22 protein-coding genes, 1 tRNA gene and 1 pseudogene are annotated in these 24,239 nt (G+C 69.4%); 10 read left to right on the plus strand and 14 right to left on the minus strand.

The genetic code is table 11. The features are described 5' to 3' along the window. Nucleotides 1–582 precede the first annotated feature (582 nt). Together ACG83_RS14450 and ACG83_RS14460 are read left to right on the plus strand one after the other, a co-directional pair. Nucleotides 583–1,041, plus strand: a complete 459-nt coding sequence (locus tag ACG83_RS14450) for a peroxiredoxin (RefSeq protein WP_054566744.1) — start codon at nucleotides 583–585, stop codon at nucleotides 1,039–1,041. An 836-nt stretch (nucleotides 1,042–1,877) separates the two neighbouring features. Next, nucleotides 1,878–1,949: transfer RNA gene (locus ACG83_RS14460), tRNA-Val, on the plus strand. Nucleotides 1,950–2,137: 188 nt separating this feature from the next. On the opposite strand, the gene ACG83_RS14465 is transcribed toward ACG83_RS14460, so the two are convergent. The 8 genes from ACG83_RS14465 to ACG83_RS14500 all read right to left on the minus strand — a co-directional run bounded on the left by ACG83_RS14465 (nucleotide 2,138) and on the right by ACG83_RS14500 (nucleotide 8,571). Further along, nucleotides 2,138–3,400: a site-specific integrase gene (locus ACG83_RS14465; RefSeq protein WP_054566746.1), complete on the minus strand. Its 1,263-nt coding sequence runs from the start codon at nucleotides 3,398–3,400 to the stop codon at nucleotides 2,138–2,140. A 241-nt stretch (nucleotides 3,401–3,641) separates the two neighbouring features. Next, nucleotides 3,642–3,941 carry a hypothetical protein gene (locus tag ACG83_RS14470; RefSeq protein ID WP_054566747.1) on the minus strand — a complete coding sequence of 100 codons (300 nt, stop codon included), beginning with the start codon at nucleotides 3,939–3,941 and terminating at the stop codon, nucleotides 3,642–3,644. Nucleotides 3,942–4,076: 135 nt separating this feature from the next. After that, nucleotides 4,077–4,262 (minus strand): helix-turn-helix domain-containing protein, encoded by a 186-nt coding sequence (locus tag ACG83_RS14475; RefSeq protein WP_054567228.1) that lies wholly within the window; start codon nucleotides 4,260–4,262, stop codon nucleotides 4,077–4,079. 30 nt (nucleotides 4,263–4,292) lie between these two features. After that, nucleotides 4,293–6,014: a replication initiator gene (locus tag ACG83_RS14480; protein WP_054566748.1), complete on the minus strand. Its 1,722-nt coding sequence runs from the start codon at nucleotides 6,012–6,014 to the stop codon at nucleotides 4,293–4,295. Continuing rightward, nucleotides 6,011–6,244, minus strand: coding sequence for a hypothetical protein (locus tag ACG83_RS14485; protein WP_054566749.1), 234 nt, complete (start codon nucleotides 6,242–6,244; stop codon nucleotides 6,011–6,013). Before ACG83_RS14485 ends, ACG83_RS14480 begins: the two co-directional genes overlap by 4 nt. After that, complete coding sequence (locus tag ACG83_RS14490) at nucleotides 6,241–7,800, minus strand: FtsK/SpoIIIE domain-containing protein (protein WP_054566750.1); 1,560 nt, start codon at nucleotides 7,798–7,800, stop codon at nucleotides 6,241–6,243. The genes ACG83_RS14485 and ACG83_RS14490 overlap by 4 nt, the downstream gene beginning before the upstream one ends. Nucleotides 7,801–7,882: 82 nt before the next feature. After that, nucleotides 7,883–8,170 (minus strand): hypothetical protein, encoded by a 288-nt coding sequence (locus ACG83_RS14495; protein ID WP_054566751.1) that lies wholly within the window; start codon nucleotides 8,168–8,170, stop codon nucleotides 7,883–7,885. Further along, complete coding sequence (locus tag ACG83_RS14500) at nucleotides 8,167–8,571, minus strand: hypothetical protein (RefSeq protein ID WP_054566752.1); 405 nt, start codon at nucleotides 8,569–8,571, stop codon at nucleotides 8,167–8,169. Before ACG83_RS14500 ends, ACG83_RS14495 begins: the two co-directional genes overlap by 4 nt. A gap of 221 nt (nucleotides 8,572–8,792) precedes the next feature. Here ACG83_RS14500 and ACG83_RS14505 point away from each other — a divergent pair, with 221 nt between their 5' ends. Beyond that, the gene (locus ACG83_RS14505) at nucleotides 8,793–9,218 is read left to right on the plus strand and encodes a helix-turn-helix domain-containing protein (RefSeq protein WP_054566753.1); all 426 of its coding nucleotides are present in this window, start codon (nucleotides 8,793–8,795) and stop codon (nucleotides 9,216–9,218) included. A gap of 31 nt (nucleotides 9,219–9,249) precedes the next feature. Here ACG83_RS14505 and ACG83_RS14510 read toward each other — a convergent pair whose 3' ends face one another. Beyond that, a complete protein-coding gene (locus ACG83_RS14510; protein WP_235497970.1) occupies nucleotides 9,250–9,615 on the minus strand; it encodes a hypothetical protein in 366 nt (121 codons plus the stop codon). 86 nt (nucleotides 9,616–9,701) lie between these two features. Then, nucleotides 9,702–9,986, minus strand: a complete 285-nt coding sequence (locus ACG83_RS14515; protein ID WP_054566755.1) for a hypothetical protein — start codon at nucleotides 9,984–9,986, stop codon at nucleotides 9,702–9,704. Between the two features lie 206 nt (nucleotides 9,987–10,192). On the opposite strand from ACG83_RS14515, the gene ACG83_RS14520 reads away from it, so the two are divergent. After that, the gene (locus tag ACG83_RS14520; RefSeq protein ID WP_235497898.1) at nucleotides 10,193–11,632 is read left to right on the plus strand and encodes a helix-turn-helix transcriptional regulator; all 1,440 of its coding nucleotides are present in this window, start codon (nucleotides 10,193–10,195) and stop codon (nucleotides 11,630–11,632) included. 13 nt (nucleotides 11,633–11,645) lie between these two features. On the opposite strand, the gene ACG83_RS14525 is transcribed toward ACG83_RS14520, so the two are convergent. The 3 genes from ACG83_RS14525 to ACG83_RS14535 form a co-directional block, all read right to left on the minus strand. After that, nucleotides 11,646–12,572, minus strand: coding sequence for a phosphotransferase enzyme family protein (locus tag ACG83_RS14525; RefSeq protein WP_235497899.1), 927 nt, complete (start codon nucleotides 12,570–12,572; stop codon nucleotides 11,646–11,648). A 102-nt stretch (nucleotides 12,573–12,674) separates the two neighbouring features. Further along, nucleotides 12,675–13,115, minus strand: a complete 441-nt coding sequence (locus ACG83_RS14530; RefSeq protein ID WP_200931323.1) for a hypothetical protein — start codon at nucleotides 13,113–13,115, stop codon at nucleotides 12,675–12,677. Between the two features lie 497 nt (nucleotides 13,116–13,612). Continuing rightward, nucleotides 13,613–16,828: a tetratricopeptide repeat protein gene (locus ACG83_RS14535; protein WP_152991383.1), complete on the minus strand. Its 3,216-nt coding sequence runs from the start codon at nucleotides 16,826–16,828 to the stop codon at nucleotides 13,613–13,615. A gap of 804 nt (nucleotides 16,829–17,632) precedes the next feature. Between ACG83_RS14535 and ACG83_RS45380 the strand changes: the two genes are divergently transcribed. From ACG83_RS45380 to ACG83_RS45390, 6 genes and pseudogenes are all read left to right on the plus strand, one after another. Then, the gene (locus tag ACG83_RS45380) at nucleotides 17,633–17,770 is read left to right on the plus strand and encodes a hypothetical protein (RefSeq protein WP_161934757.1); all 138 of its coding nucleotides are present in this window, start codon (nucleotides 17,633–17,635) and stop codon (nucleotides 17,768–17,770) included. A 156-nt stretch (nucleotides 17,771–17,926) separates the two neighbouring features. Then, complete coding sequence (locus ACG83_RS44185) at nucleotides 17,927–18,304, plus strand: hypothetical protein (RefSeq protein WP_152991384.1); 378 nt, start codon at nucleotides 17,927–17,929, stop codon at nucleotides 18,302–18,304. 430 nt (nucleotides 18,305–18,734) lie between these two features. Beyond that, complete coding sequence (locus ACG83_RS46670; protein WP_235497900.1) at nucleotides 18,735–21,005, plus strand: NACHT domain-containing NTPase; 2,271 nt, start codon at nucleotides 18,735–18,737, stop codon at nucleotides 21,003–21,005. A 979-nt stretch (nucleotides 21,006–21,984) separates the two neighbouring features. Beyond that, nucleotides 21,985–22,080 (plus strand): annotated as a pseudogene (locus ACG83_RS47940) (hypothetical protein); the annotation flags it as partial. Nucleotides 22,081–22,115: 35 nt separating this feature from the next. Beyond that, a complete protein-coding gene (locus tag ACG83_RS45385; protein WP_054566760.1) occupies nucleotides 22,116–23,393 on the plus strand; it encodes a hypothetical protein in 1,278 nt (425 codons plus the stop codon). After that, entirely contained in the window at nucleotides 23,353–23,844 is a 492-nt protein-coding gene (locus ACG83_RS45390; protein WP_054566761.1) for a hypothetical protein, read from the plus strand. The genes ACG83_RS45385 and ACG83_RS45390 overlap by 41 nt, the downstream gene beginning before the upstream one ends. Before the next feature lie 19 nt (nucleotides 23,845–23,863). Here the strand turns inward: ACG83_RS45390 and ACG83_RS14555 are convergent, their stop codons facing one another. Continuing rightward, complete coding sequence (locus ACG83_RS14555; protein ID WP_235497902.1) at nucleotides 23,864–24,217, minus strand: hypothetical protein; 354 nt, start codon at nucleotides 24,215–24,217, stop codon at nucleotides 23,864–23,866. Nucleotides 24,218–24,239 lie beyond the last annotated feature (22 nt).

Here is a 24,239-nt window from a genome sequence, read left to right on the forward strand (position 1 = left end):
TTGTCCGGCTCGATTGTTATCGAGGCCGTTGACCGGTCAGACTAGGACACCGGAGTGCTGGAAACCTGTTCCGGCGCTTTCCTGTGGGATCGTTGAGCGTAAGTATGCTCTCCGTATCTGGATTTGTACGTTTCGGAGTCGGAGTGGGCTCTCCGGGTGCTCCTGCTGCCGCCGACCTGAAGACCACCGTCCCGCGCGGGATCACGCGCCTACTGTCCCTGCCCTGCCCTGCAGGACCGTTCGTTTCCCGTGTGGTGCCAGGCAGCCCTGACGATGTGGTCGTCGCTGTGATCTCCTGGCGGCCAAGGCGTTGTGGAGCCCCACAGTGCCCGGCGTGCCCTGCGTCGCGTCCCGAGGGCCCACGTGGGACGTCCCACCTCGGGGAAGAGCGGGAGAGCGGGTCGTGGCGCAGGGCGCAGGGCGCCGGAGCGGCACACCCGATCCGGCACACCGGTAGTGGCCGGACGCCAAGGGCGTGGCCGGCGGTGGCATGCTGGCGGAGAGGACTGACTGGTCGCGAAGACCGCGAGGTCGAGCAGCACCCAAGAACGCGAAACCAACCGCAATCGAGAGGAACAGCTCGTGACCGTCGACGTCGGAGCCGTCGCCCCCGACTTCTCGTTGAAGGACCAGAACAACGAGGTCGTCACCCTGTCCGACTTCCGGGGCCGTCGCAACGTTGTGCTCCTGTTCTACCCGCTGACCTTCACCGGGGTCTGCCAGGGCGAGCTGTGCTCCGTCCGGGATGACCTCGGTTCCTTCCAGAACGACGACGTGCAGGTGCTCGCCATCTCCGTCGACTCCGCCTTCGCGCACAAGGTGTGGGCGGACCAGCAGAGCTACGAGTTCCCCCTGCTCGCGGACTTCTGGCCGCACGGCGAGGTGGCCAAGGCCTACGGGGTCTTCAACGAGGAGAAGGGCATCTCCCTGCGCGGGACCTTCATCATCGACAAGGAGGGCAAGGTGCGCTGGAAGGTTGTGAACAACATTCCGGACGCACGTGACCAGGCCGAGTACCTCAAGGCGCTCGCCTCGCTGTAGTCCGCAGGAGCCGACGGGCGGGTGATCCCGCCCCGTCGGGCTCCTTGCCGGCACACCTGGCCAGCCAGGAACCCGCGGGGGAGCCCAACGAGGCGCGCCACGGTCGACGTGCTCCGCCGGTCTCGTGAGGACGGTGAACCTCATGCCGTGTTTCCGTTGCAGCGAGCGTCAGACCGACCCGGTCCGGGGATCAAGTCCCTGGCACCGCGTCGTGATCAGCGGTGAGCAGGTTCTGGTCTGCCCGACCTGCCGCCCCGCCCCGGACTGGGACGCGATCCTCGACCGGTGCAACAGGTGCGCCTCGACCCGCCTGGCGAAGGCGCTCGGAACAGTCCTGTGCCGCGACTGCGGCGCTCGCAAGGAGCCCGACCGCCACGCACCCGAGCTCACGGATATCGCCAGTCAGCGCCCACCGGCGCAACTGCAACTGCAGCCGCCGCCAGCCGAGCCCCCTTCGCCCGCCGGCGAACCGCCGAGGCCGCTGGTGCGACCGTTCGCAGCCGCAAGAGACAAACCCGGGGCCATGGGCCAACCCGCGGCGACAGACGCCCACACGCGCTCTGAGGCGGCGCAGGCGGAGACCGAACACTCCTTCGCGTCGCCGGACACGGGCGCGCCCGCGAGCCTCCCAGACCGCGACGGAGCCCTCGCCGCCGACGTTGACGCCGCCCTCTCCCGCATGTTCGGGCGGCCACGGCCGGTCTCCTGACCCAAAACTCGCGATCATCCGCTAACGTTTCGACCTGGCACGGTGACTCTCCTGACGGAAGGGACACCGTGCAGCCGGACGTATGTTGCCGACGCAGGCCCTGTGTTGCGTAGGCTGGCATCCTCCCGGGCGCGTAGCTCAGCGGGAGAGCGCTCGCCTTACAAGCGAGTGGTCGCAGGTTCGATCCCTGCCGCGCCCACGCGCTGGTTCCGCATGCTTGTCGATCCTGCGGATCGCCTGCGGCACAGCCGCAATGTCTGCCGGGGGGTGACCCCCCGAGACCCCCCGACGGGGCGCCTGTGGCGCCTCTGGGGCCGGGAAATCTGGGCGTTTGTAGCAACGCCTGTAGCAACGCGCATGGTGGCCGCCCGTCGGGGGAGTCGGTGATCAGTTGCCGATCAGGTGATCGTCGAGTCGGGCCAGGGCGGTGCGCTTCTCCGCCATTGATGAGTGGGCGTAGATCGTCATCGTGACTTCGATGGCGGAGTGGCCGGCGATCTCGCGGACGGTGTGGGGTGGGACGCCGAGGTTCAGGAGCAGTGTCACGCAGGTGTGCCGCAGCCCGTGGAAGACCACGTCGTCTATGCCGGCCGCGCGGCGTAGTGGGTCCCAGGTTCGACGTAGGTTGCCGGGGTCGATCATCGTTCCGATCTTCGTGGTGAAGATGTGATCGGTGTGCACCCAGCGATCACCGGTCGCGTCCCGTTCGGCGTCCTGGAGCTTGCGGTGTTCGGTCAGCGCTTCTGCGACGAAGCCGATCAGTGGCAGCGTGCGAAACGATGTGTCCGTCTTGGGGGTGACCAGGCGGAGGGCACGGCCGGTGCGCTGGAGGGTGCGGCGGATCGTGAGGGTGCCGCGGTCGGTGTCGATGTCCGACCACTGGAGACCGAGGAGTTCCCCGCGGCGTAGGCCGAGGAAGAGCGCCAGGACCACGAGCGCGTAGAGCCGGTCACCGGCCGCCGCGTCGAGCAGGGCCCGCGACTGTTCGACAGTCAGGCCGCGGTTGATGCCGTACTGCGGTGGCGTGATCTTCACCAGCTTCGCGACATTGCGGCGGAGCAGTTCCTCGCGGACGGCCGCCTGAAGGCCGTTGCGCAGCACCGAGTGCGCCTGCTGCACCAGCCGCCGGGATGGGAGTGACCTGCAGCACTGGCCGATCGCGCAGCACCGCCGGTTCTCCTCACGCCGCCGGGTGTCGAGGCCGCGCCGGCAGCACAGGCAGGAGTTCTCCATCTGCCGGACGAAGAGCCGGACGTCCGCCGCGGTCAGCCTGTTCAGCCGCTTCTTGCCGATCGCCGGGCAGATGTGAACCCGGACCATCATCTCGTAACCGTGGTAGGTCGCCGGCTTGTTGTTCGGCTTGACGGTCTGCTCCAGCCAGTAATTCAGGAACCGTTCGACCGTCCAGCCGGTCGCCTCCGCCGGAATTCCCTGATCCGAATTGGCCTGAAGTTCCGTGAGCTTGCTGCGGACGATTTCTTCCGACTTGCCGTAGACCGGGCGCCGCTTGCTGGTGCCGTCGGGCATGAGGACGTAGGCCGCGCCGACCCACAGACCGTCCGCGCGCTGGTAGATCGAGCCTTGGCCGTTGGCGCGCTTGCTGCGCCCCTTGCGTCGACCGTTCGACGGACCGTCGGTGCTGCTGGGCATGGGTTTCTCCTTGCCGAAAGAACGGGACGGGTGGGCACGGGGTCGGGTGCGCTGCCCGGTGCCGGTGGGATTCCGTTCTCTGGCGTGGGGATGGTCTGTCGGGGCGCCGGCCGCGTCCAGGGCGCTTCGCGTGGCTCCGCCATCGGCCTGCGGCCGACCCTGGACACGTCCGACACCCCGACAGCTTTGAACGCCACCAGAGAACGGAAGAAAAATGGGGGAGGGGCAGGCGGGATTGCCGCTATGGGCGCGGGAGGCTGGCCGCTGCCGGGTCCGCCGCGGGATTCCCGTTCGCGGGGACCATTGCCGGAAGTCCGGGCACCTGGCGGAACACGAGAACCGCGTCCACGTCGCCGAAGTGTTCGGTGAAGAAGGCATCCGCCGGCAGGGTCGCGAGGATCGCCACTAGGTCGCCGACGTCCGCGCCAGGACGGATGGTCAGCTCGTGGTCACCGGTGCTCGTGGTGTGGGACGCGACGAGCGGGGAGTCTCCGCCGGGGGTGCGCCACGCGCCGAATCCGTTGGACGAGAAGATGTTCATAGGGCTTCGCTCCTGTCACAGGCAGGGGTGGGGTCTCAGGTCCCGGTCGGGTGTTCCAGCACCCACCGGGACCGCCTTTCCGAAACTCCGGACAACCCGGAGGCCCGCGCGCCGAGCCGCTGGTCGGATGGGCCTTCATGCCGCTTCCTCGCCGCGCAGCCGGTCGACGTAGGCGAGAACCGCGGCGCGGGGAACGCGGCGGGAGCGGCCGATGCGGACGGATTCGAGCCGGTGGCCGCGGATCAGGTCGTACACGGTGCTCCGACCGACACCGAGCAGTTCGCCGGCTTCGTCGACCGTCAGCAGAAGCTTGCTGGTCACGGTGATCTCCACGAGTTCAGGGCGGAAAGATCAGGCAGCGCGGGCCGGAGCCTCGGGTGGGCCGGTTGCCGGAAGTTCGCCGGTCAGGGCACGGCGGGCCGCGTCGAGCTGTGCGCGCCAGGCGTGACGTTGCGCGACGGCCTGCAGGAGCAGGTGTTCGCGTCGGGGTGCCGCCGGGTCGCCGGGCCGGAGCAGTGTCCACGCGGTCCGAGCCGGGTCGGTCTCGGCCGCAGCCGGACCGGTAGCCGTGTGACCGAGCGCTTCGAGCTGCTCCCGGATGAACACGACCCGATCCTGCTTGTGGTCGGTCAGGGTCTTGCCGGACCATTTGCGGCTGACCAGGACCCGCCGTCCGCCGAACCCGAGCGTCTCCCGCCGGTGTGCCTTTCCGCGGCACCGCCCAGGAACGAGACCTGGCTTCGGGTTCTTCGGCTGGACCCCGAATCGTAGCCAGTTCGCGCAGGTGGGCGAGCACGGTTCGTAGCGCAGCGCCGCCGCAAGCCGGTCGACGTGGCGCCGTTGCACGTCGGTCGTGGCCGCGTGGCAGCCATCGAGGCTCTTCGTCAGGTACTTGGTCAGGTAGCCGATCATCCGGCCGGTGTTCGCCGAGTTCGCGGTGACGCCGTCCGCGCGCAGTTGCGGGCCGAAGCGGACGACGTGGGACGGTTCGTCCTCGTCCCCGATGGCGTCGAGGGCCTCATCCCAGCTGGGCAGCGGACGAGCCGAGTCCGGGTCGAGGTAGGCCCCGGAGCCGCCGTCCCACACGGGAAGGTGACCGTCGCCGTAGACGGGCTGGTCGACCGCAGGCCACCAGACCTGGTGGTACGTGGCCGCCGCGACCTGGCGCAGCAGCAGCCGCGGGATCGTGCCGCGGATGGCCGCGTGCAGGTGCGGGGCGAGCCGCCGTTGGGGTTCGAGCGCGGCGAAGTACTGCACATCCCAGCCGACCGCGCGGCGCAGGTTCTGCCAGAACCGGTCGATCAGCTTCGGGAAGTGGATCGCGTCCCGCGCCGCCCGCTGGTAGTCGTACGAGCCCGGATCGACTGGAGTCCCGTCGGAGTTCACCCGGCCGTACGTGTCGCAGGTGAGCGTCAGGAACATCGACGGCCGCCAGGTCTTACCGTCCGCCGCCTCATACGTCCGGCCGACGGTTCGCTTGTCCACCGGGAGCCGAGGCAGGTCGGGAGCGTCCTGCCGCCGGCGGGTCGAGCGGGCACGGCGAGCCCGGTCCCGATCGTCAGGGGCAGCCTTGCCCCGCACGCCCAGGGCGTTGAGTTCGTCGTCCACCTGGCCGATAAGCGCGTCGATCTCCGCGACGCCGGCCGGGTCGCTGTCACGTTCGGCATCGTGGCGGACGACTTCGAGGTCCGCGCGGAATCCGGCCAGAATCTTCGCTTCGTCCGTCGGGGGGTCCGGGTCGGGAAGGGGTTCGTCGTCGAGGTGCCAGCCGGCCTTGCACTGCGCCATCCGCAGGCGCCGCGTCTTCTCCGCACACGGCGGGCACTTGCTCGCCAGGGTGGCGCCGCAGGGCACGGGGATGATCTCTGTTTCGCCGGTGTCGAGGTTCGTGCGCCGCATCGCCATCGGCCGGACACACACGCCGTTCTCCACGGCGACGGCTTCGACGACGTGGCGGGCGAGCGGCATCCGCATCCGCGCCATCCGAGAACCGGGCCGGTCGTCACGATCGTCACCGGCGGCAGGGGTGAGGGGGACGGCCGGGTCAGGGCCTACGGGAGACGGGTGGGTCACGCGGGCTGGTCCTCCGTGACATCGAGGTCCGGACGGTCGAGGCCGACAGCGGTGGCAGCGACGGGTTCGGTGAAGCGGGTGCAGCCGCAGCGGGTCCGGCTACCGGTGTGGCCACGGCAGCGGCCCCGGCGGTGCGCGACGTACAGGTGGGAGCAGTTGGCGCACACCGGCAGCACCACCAGCGGCGCACCCAGGTCCGGTACCGGTGGGTTGCTGCTTGGGCTGGTCATGCGACCTCACCCCACCCCGCCGGAGCGGCCCCGCCGGTCGGATGGTCGGTGGGGTAGGCGGGGATCTGCGGGATCCAGCCGTCACCGGTCGCGCGGGTGGGCCGGTAGGCCCAGACGGTGCGGCTGATCTCGGTGTCGTCGATGTGCGCGGCACGGACCCGGACCGGTTCGGGCTGGCCTTCCACCAGCACATAGCCGACCCCGGGCAGCGAGACCGGGATCTCATCCGCCCGCGCACCACGGTCGCGGGCACCGGAACCGAAGACGAGATCGGCCTGTTCGACCTCGGTCATGCGCATCGCGATCCGGACCGGGAACAGGTCCCGGAACGGCAGCACCTCCTTACGCGGGTCCTGCACCGCCGCCAGGACCACGACCCCGGCCGCACGGCCCTGGGACAGCAGCAGCGGCAACGCCGCCCCGATCCGCTTCTTCAACTCCCGATCGGTGACATACGACGTGAGGGAGGCGATCTCATCGACCACCACCACGATCAGCGGATCGTCGACGGTCGGGGTGTGCAGCCGGGTCTGCCCACGCAGCAGGGCGGTGCGTCGTTGCATGACCGCCACCGCGTCGTCGAGAAGCTCCGCGGCTTCACCGGTGGTGGTCGCGAACCGGGTGAACAACGGTTCCCCGAACGCGAGTTCCATCCCGCCTTTCGGGTCACACACCCACAGCTCCACCAGCCCGGCACGCAGCGCTGGGCCGAGGCCGCGGATGATCGACCACAGCACCGAACTCTTGCCCGCCCCGGTCGCCCCCGCGACGAGGACATGCGTCCCCCGCACGGGCAGGGTCCAGGGGGATCCGTCCTCACAGCGCCCGACCGGGACCGCGCCCAACTCCGCCACGGCGAGGCCAGACCCAGCCCCAGCACCGTCCGCACTGTTCCGGTTCACCCGGCCGGGACGACCCCCGTCGAGGTCACCGACGGTGACGGGGCGAACGAGGGTGTCACGGTGGTGGAAGTACAGCCGGACGAACCGATGCTGCTCGGCCTGCACCTGGCAGCGCCGGGCCCGGAACACGTGCCGCAGCGCTTCAGCCTGCTCCGCCCACTGCTGCGGGGTCTGCCCGGGTAGCAGCTCCACCCGCAGCACATCCACCGCGCGGGTAGAGCGGATCGACCGGATCCGCGGGAAGTACTCGTCGAAGGTCACCTGGTCGGCGTTGGACGTGGGGACCCGGATCGCGAGATCCGTATGGATCATCGCCGGGCGCCACCGCCGCCGGTAGACGAGCGTCAGCCGGACCCGTCCCCACGCCCACCGGGCCAGCCACCCGAACGATGCCGGATGCACCTGCCGCCAGGCCACCGCATACAGCGTGAGAGCGGCGAGAAGGACGAGCAGGCTCAGCAGCCCGAACCGGTGGACGAACATCAGCAGGACGACCGTGGCCGGGACGGCGATCCGGTGCCGCCAGCACCAGCGCACCCCGAGGACCAGCCCTTTACCGGCCACCGCCAGCAGCAGCATCCATACCGGCACCCGGATCCTGTCCGCGCGGGACGGGATACGCGGCATCCGCTGGTCGCCGTAGATTCTGGACATGGAAATACCACCTGTTTCCGAGCGCGCTAAACCACAGGGAGGGAGAAAGGGGAGTGACGTTTCCGCGAGAAAAGGGGCGTTTCTACGCCGCGTTTTCCGCCGGGAAATTGTCGTTCTGTACCGCGCTGGCGATGGGTTCGCACTCGGCGAGGTAGGTGCTAACCGCCTGCTGCAACGTCCGGGCAAACCGCAGATGGTCCGCGGTGACCGTGCCACCGGCCACGGACAGGCTGAACAGAGACGGGCCCGCGTCGACGGACAGGATCGGGGATCGGTGCGGGTAGGTGTGGCACATCGTGTGCCAGTCCGTGCCGACATGCAGCGCCAGGTGCGTCACGGACCGGTGCAGCTCGCCGTCGTGGCCGGTCATGCCGCCGCCCCGGTCCGCCGCATCGGGCCGATGTGCCGCAGGCGCAGGGCCCGCAGGGCGTAGGCCTGCTTGGGGAACCGGCCGTTGGTGTCGACCCAGGCCGTGATCGTCAGCCCTTCGAACAGTGCCGGCCGGAACGGCGTACCGGGCATCGCTTCGGGCAGGACCGGCTGAACCTCGCCGGGAACCTTCACCTTCAGTTCGGCCTGGCGGGCCGCCGGGTCCGGGTCGAGTACCCGCACCGCCCAGATCCGTTCGCCGGTGTTCGGGTCGCGTTCCTGCGGGTCCGGGGCGTTCGCCTTCACTTTCTCGTAGTCGTTCGCCGGTTCCACGCCGAGCACGAAAGCGCCCGCCGGGAACACGTCCTCAAAGCGCACGGGAATACGTCGCGGAACCGCCATGGATTCGTCAGCCTCCGAGGGTCAGCCCGCCCCCGGGGAAGTCCGGGGTTTGTCGGGCACACCCACCATGCACCGCTCACCGAGCGCTCGCCAAGCGTATATACGCCATGGGATAACGCCTTGATATAAGAACCGGGCCCGCCGCCATGGCAGTCTTCCGGCCAACCTCAGAAGGCAGGCTATGGTTTGACGAAAAGCAATCAACGGGGTGGTGAGTCGTGATGATCCGCGATGCGTCGACACGCGAGGACTGGCCGGCAGTCGGCACAGCGATCACAGACCGGATGCGGCAGCAGCGGATGAGTCAGCAGGCTCTCGCAGCCGCGTCCGGGGTTTCGGTCGCGACGCTGCGGGAGTTGGCGCGGGGAACCAGCAGCCGCCGCGCCCAGGACGCCACGCTCATCGCCATCTCCCACGCACTCGGATGGGCTGACGGTCACCTGCTGGCCGTCCTGCTCGGTCGCCAGCCCGACGAGGTGCCGACACTGGCCCTGCCCGTCGATCGGCAGATCCTGGACGCCCTGCTCCGCATCGAACGCAGCGTTGCCGCCATCGGCGCCCAGCTCCGCCCCCTCACCGAACCCCACGGCGAGGCATCGGCCGCGCCGGCCGCGGACGTGAAAAGGCCGGACCCGGTGGCGCGATAGCCACCAGATCCGGCCCCTCACAGGCCCAGGCTCAGACTCGGTTAACCCCCCGAGGATCAGCCGCGTCCGCTCCTGAGTCGTCCGGGGTGCCGCCGGCGGGGCGGCTCAGGAAGACCCGGATCGCGTCGAACGCATCCGCGTGCCCCGCCCGATACGCCTGTTGCTCCTCACGGGTGATCCACCGCGACCGGTCAGGGAACCCCGTCGGGATGTCGAGCGCCGAGCCGGTCAGCCGCAGCAGATCCCGCCGGGACACCTGCCCCGCCGGCACCTGATACGCGAGGACCACGGCCTCATCTCCGTGGACCGAGTGGAACTCCAGACCGGCCGGCATCTCCGCCAGCGCCCGGTGCAGATCCGCCAGATCCGATCCGGGCTGGATCACCACCGCCCACATCCCCGCACCCCACGGCAGCATCACCACCGCCGGACGCGACCGATCCCGAACCGCATCGGTACACAGCCCCTGAGCGTCATCCGCGTTCACCGGTAACGCCCTGCCCGCCGGGTGACCAGATGATCCAGATGCCCGCCGAGCACCATCCAGTCACCCAGCTCCGCCGGCTTCTCCTCCACGAAGAACCGCAACGGCGTCACCTGGAACCGCGTCCAGCACCGATCCCGCGCGAACGCCTCAGCATCCCGCGCGGACCGGAACGTGATCACCGTGTCCCGAACCCGTCCAGAACCGTCCTCCTCGAAGCGGACCACGCCGAACAGAACCGCATCGTGTGTCGGTCCGCAGGTCGCTTCGGTAGTCGCCGTCATTGGGCCGCCCTTCCGCATCGTCGTCATCGTCCGAGCCGCCCGCGACGGAGATTGTCCGTGCGCAAGCGGGACAGCTCTGGACGTACGCTGACGCGCCCTCATCGTCCGGAATAGATATGCAACCGAATACCGAGAGTGGATAGACTTGCTCACGGTACGCAGGCCGCCACGTGCCGGCAGCCACCCTTCCGGGATGGGAGCCCGCCATGCCCCGACGCAGCCCCACGCCCACCGCGCCGCCCGGACTCTGGGACCGCCCGGACATGGCCCAGGCACTCGCCAACCGCGACATGCGCACGATTCTCACGATCTACCGGCGTTGGACCGGAGCGTCCCAGCCGCAGATAGCGCACATGACCGGTGTCGCGCAGCCCGCGATCAGCACGATTCTCAGCGGGAAACGCCACGTCAGCAGCATCGAGATCTTCGAGAAGTTCGCCGCGGGACTCGACATTCCCCGCGCGCTGCTCGGGCTTGCCGAGGACGACGACACCGCCCAGCCCGGAAAGCCCGCCACCAGGCGCAGTGCCGTTCTCGACGTGCCCGCCTCCCGCCCCCGCAGCGTCGACGCCGGGGTCGACTCCCTGGTCCGGCTCTGGCAGGCCGACCAGGAACAGCCCCGCCAGGCCCACGGCGCACCCGTCGACCCCGGGATCTGGACCGAGGCGGCACTTGACTGGCTCCTGCACTCCACCGACCGGACCACCCGCGAACCATCCACCGGCCGCAGGGTCGGCATCGCCGACGTCGAAGCGCTGCAGACCACCACCGGAATGTTCGCCGACCTGGACAACCGCTACGGCGGAGGACACGCACGCACCGCCTTCGTGAGCTTCCTGTCCAGCGACGTCGAGGCGATGATGCGCGGCCAGTACACCGCCGCCGTCGGGCCCTGCCTGTACTCCGCCGTCGCCGAAGCGCTGCTGCTCGCCGCGTGGATGGCTTATGACAGCGGCCTGCACGGACTGGCCCAGCGGTACTTCCTTCCCGCCCTGCACGTCGCGCAGACCGGCGGAGACCGCATGCTCGCCGGCAGCGTCCTATCCGCCATGAGCCACCAGGCATCGTTCCTCGGCGAGTACCAGCACGCCGCGAACCTCGCCCGCGCCGCCGCCAGTGGAACCGCCGCGGTGGCCACCCCGACCCTGACCGCCCAGTTCCATGTCATGGAGGCCCGCTCCTACGCCCGTCTCGGCGACGCGACCGCTTGCGACGCCGCCCTGACCGCGACCGAGCGTGCGTTCAACCGCCGCAACCCCGCCGACGACCCGGCGTTCATCAGCTACTTCGACGAGGCCGAGCTCTCCGCCGAGTTCGGCCACTGCTTCCGCGACCTTGGCCGCGCAGCTGGAGCCCGGACGTGGGCCGGCCGTTCAGTCGGCGCCAACGCCGAGGGTGCGTTCCCGCGCAGCGACTTCTTCGCCGCCATGGTCCTTGCCGACGCCCACCTGGACCACGGCGACCCCGAACCCGCCTGCCGGGTCGCGTTGAAGGCACTGCAGATCGGCGAGCAGTTGAAGTCCGCCCGGTGCGCCGCCTACGTCCAGGAGTTCCGCACCCGCCTCACCAAGGTGGGCACCAGCAGCGTCGCGCGGGAGTTCACCGAGCAGGCCGAGACCTACCGACTCTGGACGGCCGCCGCGTAACCGCCGGCGCAGGTCAGAACGGCGACCAGTCCCGCCGACTCGCCCCCGTCCGCAGCGCCCGCATCCGCTTGCCGAACTCCGCCGCCGTCCGGTCATCGTTGCCGATGTTCTGCGCCATCCAGACGACCATCATCGTCTCCCGGATGTCCCGCAGGACCGGGTAACCGTCCCAGGCCATGACGTCGAAGCCGTACCCGTCGACGAACGCGGCGTACTCGTCCGCCGAATGCCAGCCGTACAGGTCGTGGTACATCGCGGTCAGGATCAGATCCCACTCCCGCGGACCGGTGGCGAACCCATCCAGGTCGATCAGGACCGGGGTCCCATCGTCGTCATGCAGCAGGTTCCCGACGTTCGCATCCCCATGGATCGGACCCGGTGGCAGTGCGAAACGCAGGCTCCGGTAGGCGTCGTCCAGGACCTCGACCCGGTGCTGGAGGAAGCTCCGGTCCGCCGGGTCGAGGTCGGCCGCGTCGTCGAGCCGCCGCGATGACCTCCCGAACGGAACGAACGCGGGCAGGACCAGTCCGACCGGTGGAACCAGCGCGTGCATCCGCCGCAGCGCCGTCGCGAGTTCCCCGGTGGTGCCGTACTCGTCCCCACTGCCAGCGGTTCGCCAGAACACGACCACCCGGTCATCGACGATCAACGGCTGATCCGCATCCACCTCAGCCACGCGGACTGTCGGAACACCAGACGAGTTCAACCAGGCCGACACCGCGAGTTCCTGCCGTGCCGCGTCCAGATAGTCAGCCGAACGACCGATCCGCACGACCAACGACGCCGAGGCCAGACGGAACACGGCATGCTCACCGAGCCGCAGCATCCGAGCGCCAGCAGGATCGAGGCCCGCCGCAGCACAGGCAGCGGCCAGCACAGATCGAGCCTCAACCACCCCGAAGCCCACGGAGTCCACGCCGTCCCCGCTACCGTCCGCCACACCAGAACGCTAGCCGAGCGCTCGCCGCCCGTACGCCGAAGCGCAGAGCCGGCAGAGAGCGGGCCGCAGTGCACCATCACGCGGGACCGGCTACGTCAAGCATCACCTGGGACACGACAGGCGACGAGCCGCGGCGACGGCCTCGCGGACCGCGCGCTGGTACTGGTGCTGGTGGAACACGAAGGGCCCGAAGCCCCCGTAGTCGCGGCCAGGGCGGTACGGCTGGATGAAGCCGCGCCACGTCACCAGGTCCCCGTCGGTAACCACGTGGGCCTCGAGCGGCCAGCAGCCCACTTCGCCGCAGTCGCAACCGAGTAACGCGACCACGCCTCTCTCGGCCCAGTAGGGGGAGTCTGGTCGCCCGGTGAGGTAGCTAGCCAGGTCGCCGAAGTTGAAGAAGTCCATGACGATCCCGGCGTATGCGCCAGGTACGTCGTGGCCGGCGGCATGTTCGAAATCCGAAACCAGGTCCACCAGGCTCACATCGTCAACGTACGGCAGCAGCTCACGCGCAGGCTCCGGCCGTTCGCCCCACGGACGCACGTGGAAACGAACCTCGCTGATTCGCGGTCGAGTCGACACAGGCCAAGTCTGACGTAGGCCGCCCTGTGCCCACGCGGTCCGAATCCGGGGGCAAGGCACCGCCGTCCACCCGCACGGCAGGCAGTCGTCAAGCATCACCCGGGATCGGACAGGCAACGAGCCGCGCCGTTGCCGAATCCTTCGTTTTGAGATCAAGAGCGGTGGGTGTCGGTGCCGTGCGACGGCTGCGCGTGGCGCTGGCGCGCCATGCTCGCCGGCCCGTCGCCGTCCCCCACCGCCATGCCTTACTGAGCAGAGGAACGGCGGCCGACGCGGCTCTTCGTGTACCAGCAGCGGTGCGACTATTTGGACAGCATGCCTGGCGCGGCGCACGCCGGGTGGCTTGAAGGACGAGTAGCGGACACCGGCACACAGCCCACGCAGGTATTCCAGGTCGCTTCGCTCACCGGGCGGGCAGCCCGACCCGCCCACTGACTAGCCGAGGCGCCCCTCTGCGGTCACCGTGCGGTGGGGGAGGAACGGTTGTCGGGCTTGCGGGCGGTGGTCAGGTTGGCGCTGACGGTGCGTGTCATTCGGTGGTCGTCGCCAAGGACCCGCAGACTGTCGGCCAGGGCCTGCTCGTACAGGTCGATCGCCTCACCTACCCGCCCCGCAGCTTGGTAGGCGCCGGCGAGGTTGTTCCGCGACACCAGTGTGTCCGGGTGGTCGGCGCCCAGGACCCGCAGCCGGTCGGTCAGGACCTGCTCGTACAGGTCGATCGCCTCACCTACCCGTCCCGCTGTCTGGTGGGTGTAGGCGAGGTTGTTCCGCGACACCAGCGTTCTCGGGTGGTCGGGGCCCAGGACCCGAAGGTTGTCGGTCAGGACCTGCTCGTACAGGTCGATCGCCTCACCTACCCGCCCCGCAGCTTGGTAGGCGTAGGCGAGGTTGTTCCGCGACGCCAGCGTGTCCGGGTGGTCGGGGCCCAGGACCCGAAGGTTGTCGGTCAGGACCTGCTCGTACAGGTCGATCGCCTTACCCACCCGTCCCGCTGTCTGGTGGGTGTAGGCGACGTTGTTCCGCGACATCAGTGTGTCCGGGTGGTCGGGGCCCAGGACCCGCAGCCGGTCGGTCAGGACCTGCTCGTACAGGTCGATCGCCTCACTCACCCGCCCCGCCGTCTCGTACGCGGAGGCGAGGTTGTTCCGCGACGCCAGCGTGTCCGGGTGGTCGGGGGCCAGGACCCGCAGGCTGTCGGTCAGGACCTGCTCGTACAGGTCGATCGCCTCACTCACCCGCCCGGCCGCCAGGTAGGCGTAGGCGATGTTGTTCCGCGACATCAGCGTGTCCGGGTGGTCGGGGCCCAGCACCCGCAGGCTGTCGGTCAGGACCTGCTCGAACACGTCGATCGCCTTACCCACCCGCCCCGCCGTCTCGTACGCGGAGGCGAGGTTGTTCCGCGACGCCAGCGTGTCGGGGTGGTCGGGGCCCAGGACCCGCAGCCGGTCGGTCAGGACCTGCTCGAACACGTCGATCGCCTCACTCACCCGCCCCGCCGTCTCGTACGCGGAGGCGAGGTTGTTCCGCGACGCCAGCGTGTCCGGGTGGTCGGGGCCCAGGACCCGAAGGCTGTCGGTCAGGACCTGCTCGAACACGTCGATCGCCTTACCCACCCGCCCCGCCGCCAGGTAGGCGCCAGCGAGGTTGTTCCGCGACACCAGCGTTCTCGGGTGGTCGGCGCCAAGGACCCGCAGCCGGTCGGTCAGGACCTGCTCGAACACGTCGATCGCCTTACCCACCCGCCCCGCCGTCTCGTACGCGGAGGCGAGGTTGTTCCGCGACGCCAGCGTGTCGGGGTGGTCGGGGCCCAGGACCCGAAGGCTGTCGGTCAGGACCTGCTCGTACAGGTCGATCGCCTCACTCACCCGCCCCGCCGTTCGGTAGGCGTAGGCGAGGTTGTTCCGCGACGCCAGCATATTCGGGTGGTCGGCGGCCAGGATCCGCAGCCGGTCGGTGACGACCTGCTCGTACAGGTCGATCGCCTCACTCACCCGCCCCGCCGTCTCGTACGCGCCAGCGAGGTTGTTCCGCGACGCCAGGGTGTTCGGGTGGTCGGCGCCCAGGACCCGCAGCCGGTCGGTCAGGACCTGCTCGTACAGGTCGATCGCCTCACTCACCCGCCCCGCCGTCTCGTACGCGCCAGCGAGGCTGTTCCGCGACTCCAGCGTGTCCGGATGGTCCGCGCCTAGCAGCCGATGCCGATCCACCAACACCCGCTCGAACAGACCAATCGCCGTAGGGAGCTGGCCACGTCCTTCAAGGTAGGTGGCGGCCCGGTCTGTCAGCCAGCACAGGTCGCCGAACGCCGCCGCCGATCGGTGCCGGCCACGATCGGTCACGGTGAGAACATGCGCGAGGAGGGCATCCCACCGCGGCCAGGATGCCGGGTTTCCCCGCACGTCAAGTAGGAGTTCTGCGGCGAGTAGTCCGGCGACGATCTCCACAGCATCTGCGGCACGCAGGTCAGACATCGCGGTGCGGACCGCGGCACCCACCAGACGGTGCACGATCAGCCGGTCACCGTCCCGACGGGCCAGACTAAACCGGACCAGCGCCCCGGCCGCCTCAGCCCACCCCCGCCGATCCACCCCGCCGAGCGTCCCTCCGAGCCGGTCAGGATGGCCGGTGAACAGGTCCAGCGGGATCGGTTCCGCGTCACACCACGCGCACAACTCCAACAGCTCCGCCGCCGCCGGCATCCCCACCCGCAGCCGCTCCACCGACCGCCCCCACACATCCTCAACCGCACCACCCGGCGCCTCCGCCAACAGCGCCGCGTACTCCTCGGCCGGGGTGTCGGTCTCGTCGAGGAAACCCGCGGCCGCCTCTACCCCCAGCGGGAGATCCCCCATCAGCTCCGCGAGCCGACCCGCCGCCGTGGTGTCCACTCCCGGCACCCGGCCGACGATCAGCTCGACGGAGGCCGCCCGGTCCAACACCGGCACCGACACCGATGTACCCAGCCCCCGCACCGCCCGATGCCGCGACGTCACCAGCACCCGGCCACCCCCCGACGGAGCGAACCCCGCGACTGCACGGACGCTCTCGTCGTCGTCGACATTGTCGAACACCACCAGCCACGATCCCAACTGGCCGAGCGCCGACCACACCACCCCGGGCTCCGAGCCGACCGGCAGACCCAGCGGCCCCGCCAACGCGGCCACATGCTGGCCGATGAGTTCCACGCGCTCCGAGGGCACCCACCACACCACGTCGAACCCCTCCGCATACCGGTGCGCGTACTCCAACGCCACCGATGTCTTTCCCACGCCACCCATCCCGTCCAACGCCACCAACGCCACCCGCGCCGACCCCGACAACGCGATGTCCACATCGGTCAGGAGCTGCTCCCGCCCGACGAACTGCACTGGCCGGCCAGGCACTTTCCAGGCCAACCGCCCCTCAACCCCGGCAGCCCCCGCGCCACCCGTAAAAGCCGGGTTCCCCGGGTAGTCCGCCTGAATGGCCATCAGTAGCCGACTCGTCCCGTCCCGAACCGCGCCCGCCCGCAGCTCCCTCGACACCGACCACCAGAACAGCACCGCGTTCGGCGCACCCCACGGAAACCGACCCGCCGGGAACTCCGCCTGCTCCAAGACCCGCCGCGCTGACCGCTCATCAGAGAACAGGTCAGCCAACGCGTGCACCTGCTTGCCGCTCAGGCCCTCGCCCACCGGCCACCCCCACGCGAACTGTCACCCAGACGAACATCATCCCACCCCGAGGTACAACACCGGTTTCCGACTACGCGCACGGCTGTCACGCCACGAAGCCAACCCTCCCGTGGAACGACGCCTGGTGACGTGTGGCCAGCCGTGTAGCCCAGCTGACGGACGACTACGGACCGCGGTGGTCACCGGCGGAATTGGCGCCAAGGACGTGCCGACGTGACGAACCCCGGCGGACGAGCCGGACCGACTTTGCAAGGCAGGGGTCCGCTCGGCCAGGTGTAGCAGCGCGTGTAGCAACGACTGTGGACATCGGCGGACGACCATGGATGCCGGTGGACATCGCGACCGGTGCACCTCCCGCCGTGGCAATGATCGAGCCGCGCCTTACAAGCGAGTGGTCGCAGGTTCGATCCCTGCCGCGCCCACAAACCCTTCATTTGCAGGCGGTTTCGGGCCCTGTGACGGCTAACGCACCGGCGCACATCGGCTGAGACAGCGCACAGTTTCGCCACATGACAGCCCCCTCGCTCCGCCTGCCAGCGTCGCCCCCGGCGTGGGCCGCGATGATCCGATCATGGCGCCAGACCCTCACCGCAGAGAACAAGTCGGCCCGGACGCTGGCGATCTACAGCGGCGCTGCTGAGGCTCTCGCCCGGCGCTGCGCCACTGACGGGCCCGATGACCCTGTCGAGCTGGACCGTGCCGCCGTCGCGGGCTTCCTCTGCTGTGGCGTCGCGGTGATGCGGTCGGTATCGAGAGGCTGGACCCGCACCAGTTCCGGCATACGCCGCGCACACCTGGTTGAACGTGGGGGGTCGTGAGTCCTACCTGATGCGCAACATGGGGTGGAAGTCGTCCGCGATGGTCCGCCGGTACGGCGCGTCGGTGGCGGACGAACACGCCCGGGAGGCACACCGGCGCCTCAGGCTCGGCGACAGGCTGTAGCGGCTCCTGACGACCCAACGGGACCGGGCGAGGGTGTTCCTACCGGAGGCGTGAATACATAAATCCATCCGACGAAAAGCTATCTAGGTATCACCGGGAAAGCGTGCTACGGTCGATCCGTACCGGTAATACGGCACCGGTCACAGAGGAGGGACTGTGACCAATTCGACGCAGCAGAGTTTGAAGGCGCGAAAAGCCGCGCATCTGTCGCACGTCTTTCGTGACCCGATCGAACGGACCGCGAAAGCGCGTGCGGCTTCGCCTGCCTCCGTCGATTACTGGGCGCGCAAGATGGCGACCGAATTTCCGGAGCTTCCCGAGGCGGAAGTGAACCGCCGTGCCGGTCACTTGCACCGTGCCCACATGGCGGACCTTCCGCGGCGTGGTGTCGAAGCGCGTCAGGCCACACGTCTCCGGATCGCGGCTGGACTTCCTGACCCAACCGGATGGGTGTTCAGCGGCGGCGGGTTCTCCGACCGTCACGGCGCTTCCGAACGCGAAGGTGAACGTCAAATTCGCCGACCGGGCGGATGATGATTTCACGCTTGACCAGGATCAAGCGGCTCCTGCTGTAGTGCGTTGGGTCCATTGTTCCTGGGGTGATGTGTCTGACCTGCAAAAATGAAGGTGATTTATCGGTCGGGGTGCACGGAGCGGACAGGTCGGCTTCCGGACGGTCCGCGTGGCGCCTAACAGCTGCTACGCGTCACGATCCCCTTTTCTGGGGGTCGTTTCACTCGACGCCATCACTCCCGGTGCCCATCCCGCCGGACCCGCGCCTGGCTTGCGGGCCGCAAACAACCGGCGGAAGAGGAGGACATTCTGGAGTCACCTAACAAAGCGCTACCAGAACAACGATGATGGCGACATGCGTGGATCTGGGGGTGGTCGGCGTACCGGGTGGGCCTGGGCGTTGGCGGGGTTGACCGGCGCTTCAACGGTGATCACTGCTATGGCCTGGCGGATGTCGGGTAGCGAGACGGCCGGGACTGTTGCCGGTGTGGCGTCCATGATGGCCGGGATAGTGGCGGTGTGGCTGGCCTGGGCGGCATTGCCAGGCCTGGGTGGGCCGGCGGAGCTGACACCGACAGCGATGGCGGATCAGATCGCCGAGGCGGTGCGCCGTCGCTGGGAGGCGGAGGTGCAGCTGCGGCGGGTCAACGACCCGTACACGATCCCGGTGCGCTGGGAGCCGGCCGAGGAGTCCCTGGTCGTGGACTGGGCAACCCTTCAACGAGCGGCATGTTCGGTGGGCTGGCCACACGCGGACCGAACCCGATGGGGGGCTGGACCGGCCGCGTTGGCCGGCGGTGGGAACAGTGGGGACGGTATTGCCGAAGCGCTCGGTCGGGTGCCGACTGGCCGGCTGGTGGTGCTCGGTGAACCGGGGGCGGGTAAGACCATCCTGGTTGTCCGGCTGGTACTCGATCTGCTGGCCCACCGTGCCCCGGGTGGACCGGTGCCGGTGCTGGTGCCACTGGTGTCGTGGGATCCGACCCGGGAACACCTGTGGGACTGGTTGGAACGCCGGTTGTACCTGGATCACCCCGCACTGCGAGCGCGGAGCGCCGGCGGGCGAGGGGTGAGCTGGGCGCGGGCGCTGTGGGACGCCGGCCTCCTCCTGCCCGTCCTCGATGGCTTGGACGAGATCGTCGAGCCGGCCCATGCCCGGGCGATCGCCGGGGTGAACGAGACGCTGCGCCCTGGGGTTGGGCTGGTACTCACAGCCCGCACCGGCTCGTACCAGGCGGCGGTTAACCCGGACAACAGTGCGCCGAGAGCGCAGCTGTCCAGCGCCGCCGGCATCCAGCTGTGCCCGCTGGATGCCGATGTGGTCGCCGACTACCTCCGAGCCTCAGCCGGCGGCCCGGCCGGCCGCGCCCGGTGGGGTCGGGTGCTGGACGCCCTGACTGATCCCACGCACCCGGTAGGCCAGGCACTGGTCACTCCACTGATGGCCACCCTGATGCGGGCGATCTACGCCCCGCGGCCCGGAGAGCTGGCCACCGACCTGCCCGACCCCGCCAACCTCCTCGGCCCCGGGCTTGACAGCCGGGATGCGGTTGAGCGCCACCTGTTCGACGGGTTCCTTCCGGCGGCCTATCGGCCCCACCCCGACCCCGCGTTCCGCTGCCGGTGGAAGCCCGCCGACGCGCAGCGCTGGCTGATCTTCCTCGCCGGCCATCTTGAACACCGTCTGGGCGGCACCACCGACCTGGCCTGGTGGCAACTGCACACCGCGGCGCCCCGCGCCCTCACCGGGCTGGCGGCCGGCGTCGCGGGCGGGCTTGTGGTCGGGCTTCTCAGCGGGCTTCTGGTGATGCTTCTGGTCGGGCCCATGTTCGGACTTCTGGCCGGGCTTCTGGCCTGGCTTGTGTTCGGACTCGCGTTCGGCATCCCGGCCGGGCTCCCGGGCGGACTCGTGGCGGAACCAGAGCGGCCCGCACAGGGACTGCGCTGGTCACCTACCCTGGGCGGGCTCTGGCGTGGGCTCGTGGTCGGGCTCGTGGCCGGGCTTGGGGGCATGCCCGCTGCCGGGCTCGGATTCGGGATCGCGTCCGGAATCACGTTCGCGTTCGGGACCGGGCTCACAACCGGGCTCGGACCTCGCCCGGTGGAGCCGGCAGAGGCCGCCGATCCGCACACGCTTCTGGGCCGTGACCGTGGCGCCTTCCACCGCATCGTGCTTGCGTTCGTGCTCGCGAGTGTCACTGTCGGGGTGCTCGTGGCCGTGCTAACGGACAGGGCTGACAGACTCTCCGGAGACAGGGTCGTAGGCGGCCTGGCGGGCGGGCTCCTCATGGGACTCATGGCCGGGCTGACGGCCGGGATCATCGCCGGGTCGGCGGCCGGGCTCGCCGCGGGGCTCGCCGCCGGGCTCGCCGCCGGATTCGCCACGGGGCTTGTAGCCGGATTCGCAGGTGGGCTCACGAGCGGGTTCGAGGGCGGGGCTATGGATGGGGCCGCGGATGGGGCCGCGGACGGGCTCTCGGGCGGGTTTGTAGGCGGATTGGCTACCGGCCTCGCGCAGGGGCTCATTATCGGGCTTTCCCAGACAGCGTGGGGATGGTTCGCTGTCGCCCGGTGCTGGCTGGCGTTGCGGGGCCGACTGCCATGGCGGCTGATGCGTTTCCTCGCTGATGCTCATCAACAGCGGGGAGTACTACGGCAGTCCGGCGCGGCGTACCAGTTCCGCCACGCGCAACTGCAACGACATCTCGCCGGGCGGTTGTGACCTGTAAAAACGGGGTCGGGCTCTCTGGCGCACGACATGCCCGGGAGCATGATCTATGACTAGCAGTCATGAACGGATTAGGCGATCTCCCCGTGGAGATCGTTTAGTCAGCGCACTACTTCAGTCCTGTCGGGTTGACGGATCACGCGGAACCGCTGGGAGCGAGAGGGTTTCGCATATCGGTAGCCCAGGACTGCCTACAAGCGAGTGGTCGCAGGTTCGATCCCCGCCGCGCCCACGCGCTGGTTCCGCATGCTTGTCGATCTTCGATCGGCCGCGCCAGCAGTCGCAATGCTAGTCGGGGGGACGACCCCCCGAGCCCCTCGGCGGGGCGCCTCTGGGGTCGGGAAGATTGCCGCCTGCACAACGGTGCAGCCCTTGCAGATGTTCTGGTGGACGGCGGCGTTTCAGCCGCGCTATTCGGTAGGGCGCGGGTGGACGGGTGCGGATGTCGTGGCGCATGTTGCCCGCAACCTCCTGGGATTCTCGGAGGCTCTGCGGGGCGGCGATTACCGCGTCGCGGACACTCCGCCAAGCCTGGATCCACGACAAGCATAGGTTCTGGCTCGGGACCAAGCTCTGACCGACCTCGCTGCCTTCGAAGCACGGGGAAACCCTGACATGCGGGTGCGGATTGGACAGGAGATGGTTTCCGCTGAGTTCCTGCTGGTCGCGCTCGTGCGGGACGTGGCGATCCACGCCTGGGATCTTGCTCGCGCCGTCGGCGGAGATGACCGACTGCCGGATGATCTGGTAGCGGCCGTACTTGCGGACATGCCCGCGATTACCGAGCAGATGCGAGCGTTGGGGCGCTACGGTCAATCATCGCGATGCCGCGGGAAGCCGCCGCGCAGGAGCACATGCTCGCGCTCGCCGGCCGGGCGGTGCGCTGACGTCGTAAGCGCGTGCGGCGTACCAGTGACGATGTAGAACGCACCCAGCATCTGACCACCCGCCGGCTGGCGAGGCTGGTGACCGGATGGGTTCGTCGGGGTGTGGAAAGTCGTCGCTGGTCGCTGCGGGACTCGCACCGCGGTTGGCGGAGGATCCCGACTGGTTGGTGACATCGCCGATGCGGCCGGGGGCCGGCCGCTGGTCGCCCTCGCTGGGGTGTTGGCGCAGGCCGGCCGGGGTCTGGGACTGGACTGGTCGGCGCAGAGGGTCGCGGGTCGGCTCCGTGAGCCGGGGGCGGCGAACGACCTGGTCGGGGAGCTGTTGGGGGCGGCGTCGGCGCGGCGTCTGCTTCTGGTCGTCGGGCGGATGGTGGACGACACGGGGGACGGGCGGGGTCTGCCGCTGCTGGCGTACACGCTGTCCCGGCTGTACGAGCAGGCCCGGGACGCGCGGACCGCGCTGGTTTCAGGGGTGCCCTACGACAGCATCGGTGGGGTGCAGGGCGCGCTGGTCGATCACGCCAACGCCGCCTTGGCCGCCGCCGCAGGTGGTGCAGGTGACCGCAGCGCCGGTGACCATCGCGGTGCCGGCGATGGGATTGCCGGTGAGCGTGGTGCTGGCGATGGGAGTGTCGGTGAGCGTGGTGCTGGTGACAGCCGTGCCGGTGTTGGTGAGCAGCGGGTACTGGCTGCGATGCTGCGTCTGGTCACCGTCGACGGGGAAGGCCGACCGACCCGCCGCCAGGTTCCGTTGGAGGATCTCACCGACGCGGTCCGCGCCGTGTTGACCCCGTTCGTCACCAGACGGCTGCTGACCGTCAACGCCGCTGGCGGTGGGCCGGCGACGATCGAGGTCGCCCACGAACGGCTTCTGATCGCCTGGCCCACGCTCCACGAAGCGATCCGCGAGGCGTCCGACCGGCTACGGCAACGCGGCCAGGCGGAGGCTGCGGCCGCCGAGTGGGAGCACCACGGCCGGCCTGCGAATCGCTTGTGGAGTCGGGGTTTGGCCGGCGCCGCGCTGAACGTCCTCGACTCCGGCGAGCTGGGCCCCACCACCCGGCTGTTTCTGACTGCCAGTCGCCGACGCGCACAGCAACGACTGGTCGGTGCGTTCGGCATCGTCACCGTGTTGCTGGTGGTGGCGACGAGCCTTGGGATCGTTGCCAGTCTGCAACGTCACAGCGCTTACGGGCAGCGTGATGTCGCCGACCTGCAAAGCCAGGTCGCGGAGAGCCGTCGCCGCACCGCGGTCGCGGATCGGCTGCTCACTCTCGCCGACACCAGCCGTGTCGACATTCCGACCGCGGCGTTGCGGTACGCGATGGCTGCGGGCACCGTCGCTCCCGAGAGGGACACGACGGACCGGGTCCGGGGCAACCTTCTCGAGACCTCGCGTCCCTGCCTTCCGCGCTCCAGGCCACTCTGCTGGCCACGAGGGCTCGGTGAACGTGGTGGCGTGGCATTCGGATGGGCTGCTGGCCACCGGAGGTGACGACGGGACGGTGCGGGTGTGGGAAGCGTCGGACCAGGGGCGCGCCCACGAGGTCGGGCGGCTCCTGACCGGTCACAAGGACCCCGTGTGGTCGGCGGCGTGGGGTTCGGACGGGCTGCCGGCTTCCGGCGGTGACGACGGGACGGTGCGGGTGTGGGATGTGTCGGATCAGGAGCATGCCCGCGTGATCGGGCAGCCCCTGTCGGGCCACGACGGCGTGGTGAACGAGGTGGCGTGGGGGCCAGACGGTTTGCCGGCTTCCGGCAGCGGAAAGGGAACGGTGCGCGTATGGGATGTCAGGAAACTGCTATGGCTGCGGGCACATGCCTATGAGGAGGCGTGCCGGCTGGCCGGTCGAGGCCTGACCGAATCGGAATGGCGCCAGTTCGTGTCCAGAACGAATGTTGATCCCTACCGCGATACGTGCGGCGACCAGCGGCCGGCTGGCTGACCGTCCACCGGCACCTGCGTCAGTCGTAGGTCGACTCGGGCGGTACGGCCTGGCACGGGAGCGTCAGCATTTCTGGTGGGACGCGCTGAGGCAGGTAGCAGAATCCCTCAGGGGAGGTCTCGAGATCGGGCGGCGTGTCGAAACGGACGGACCACACGTCCACCGGACCGCCGGTGTTGTTGATGCGCAGGAAGAAGTCGACCTGAAATTCGTCGGTGCAGAGGAAGACGCCCGCAACCTCCGGACCGCGACTGCCGGCGATTCCTCGTGCGGCCCCCATCCGCGACCAGTCGAGGCCGTGGCGCGTGATGGAGCCGCGGTTGGCGATCGAACTGACGTGGAACATCCGGGCTTCATCCGGGGTCCAGCCCACCGGGCTCGTATCGGACACCATA

The sequence above is a fragment of the Frankia sp. R43 genome (genome assembly GCF_001306465.1).
GTDB lineage: Bacteria > Actinomycetota > Actinomycetes > Frankiales > Frankiaceae > Parafrankia > Parafrankia irregularis.

What these genes read in the sequence shown, in the direction of transcription:
- ACG83_RS14470 (WP_054566747.1), bottom strand. Translation starts at nt 3,941, where the DNA reads ATGAACATCTTCTCGTCCAACGGATTCGGCGCGTGGCGCACCCCCGGC.
- ACG83_RS46670 (WP_235497900.1), top strand. Translation starts at nt 18,735, where the DNA reads ATGTCGGGTAGCGAGACGGCCGGGACTGTTGCCGGTGTGGCGTCCATG.
- ACG83_RS14465 (WP_054566746.1), bottom strand. Translation starts at nt 3,400, where the DNA reads ATGCCCAGCAGCACCGACGGTCCGTCGAACGGTCGACGCAAGGGGCGC.
- ACG83_RS14495 (WP_054566751.1), bottom strand. Translation starts at nt 8,170, where the DNA reads ATGACCGGCCACGACGGCGAGCTGCACCGGTCCGTGACGCACCTGGCG.
- ACG83_RS14485 (WP_054566749.1), bottom strand. Translation starts at nt 6,244, where the DNA reads ATGACCAGCCCAAGCAGCAACCCACCGGTACCGGACCTGGGTGCGCCG.
- ACG83_RS14500 (WP_054566752.1), bottom strand. Translation starts at nt 8,571, where the DNA reads ATGGCGGTTCCGCGACGTATTCCCGTGCGCTTTGAGGACGTGTTCCCG.
- ACG83_RS14505 (WP_054566753.1), top strand. Translation starts at nt 8,793, where the DNA reads ATGATCCGCGATGCGTCGACACGCGAGGACTGGCCGGCAGTCGGCACA.
- ACG83_RS14490 (WP_054566750.1), bottom strand. Translation starts at nt 7,800, where the DNA reads ATGTCCAGAATCTACGGCGACCAGCGGATGCCGCGTATCCCGTCCCGC.
- ACG83_RS14515 (WP_054566755.1), bottom strand. Translation starts at nt 9,986, where the DNA reads ATGACGGCGACTACCGAAGCGACCTGCGGACCGACACACGATGCGGTT.
- ACG83_RS14510 (WP_235497970.1), bottom strand. Translation starts at nt 9,615, where the DNA reads ATGTGGGCGGTGGTGATCCAGCCCGGATCGGATCTGGCGGATCTGCAC.
- ACG83_RS14520 (WP_235497898.1), top strand. Translation starts at nt 10,193, where the DNA reads ATGCCCCGACGCAGCCCCACGCCCACCGCGCCGCCCGGACTCTGGGAC.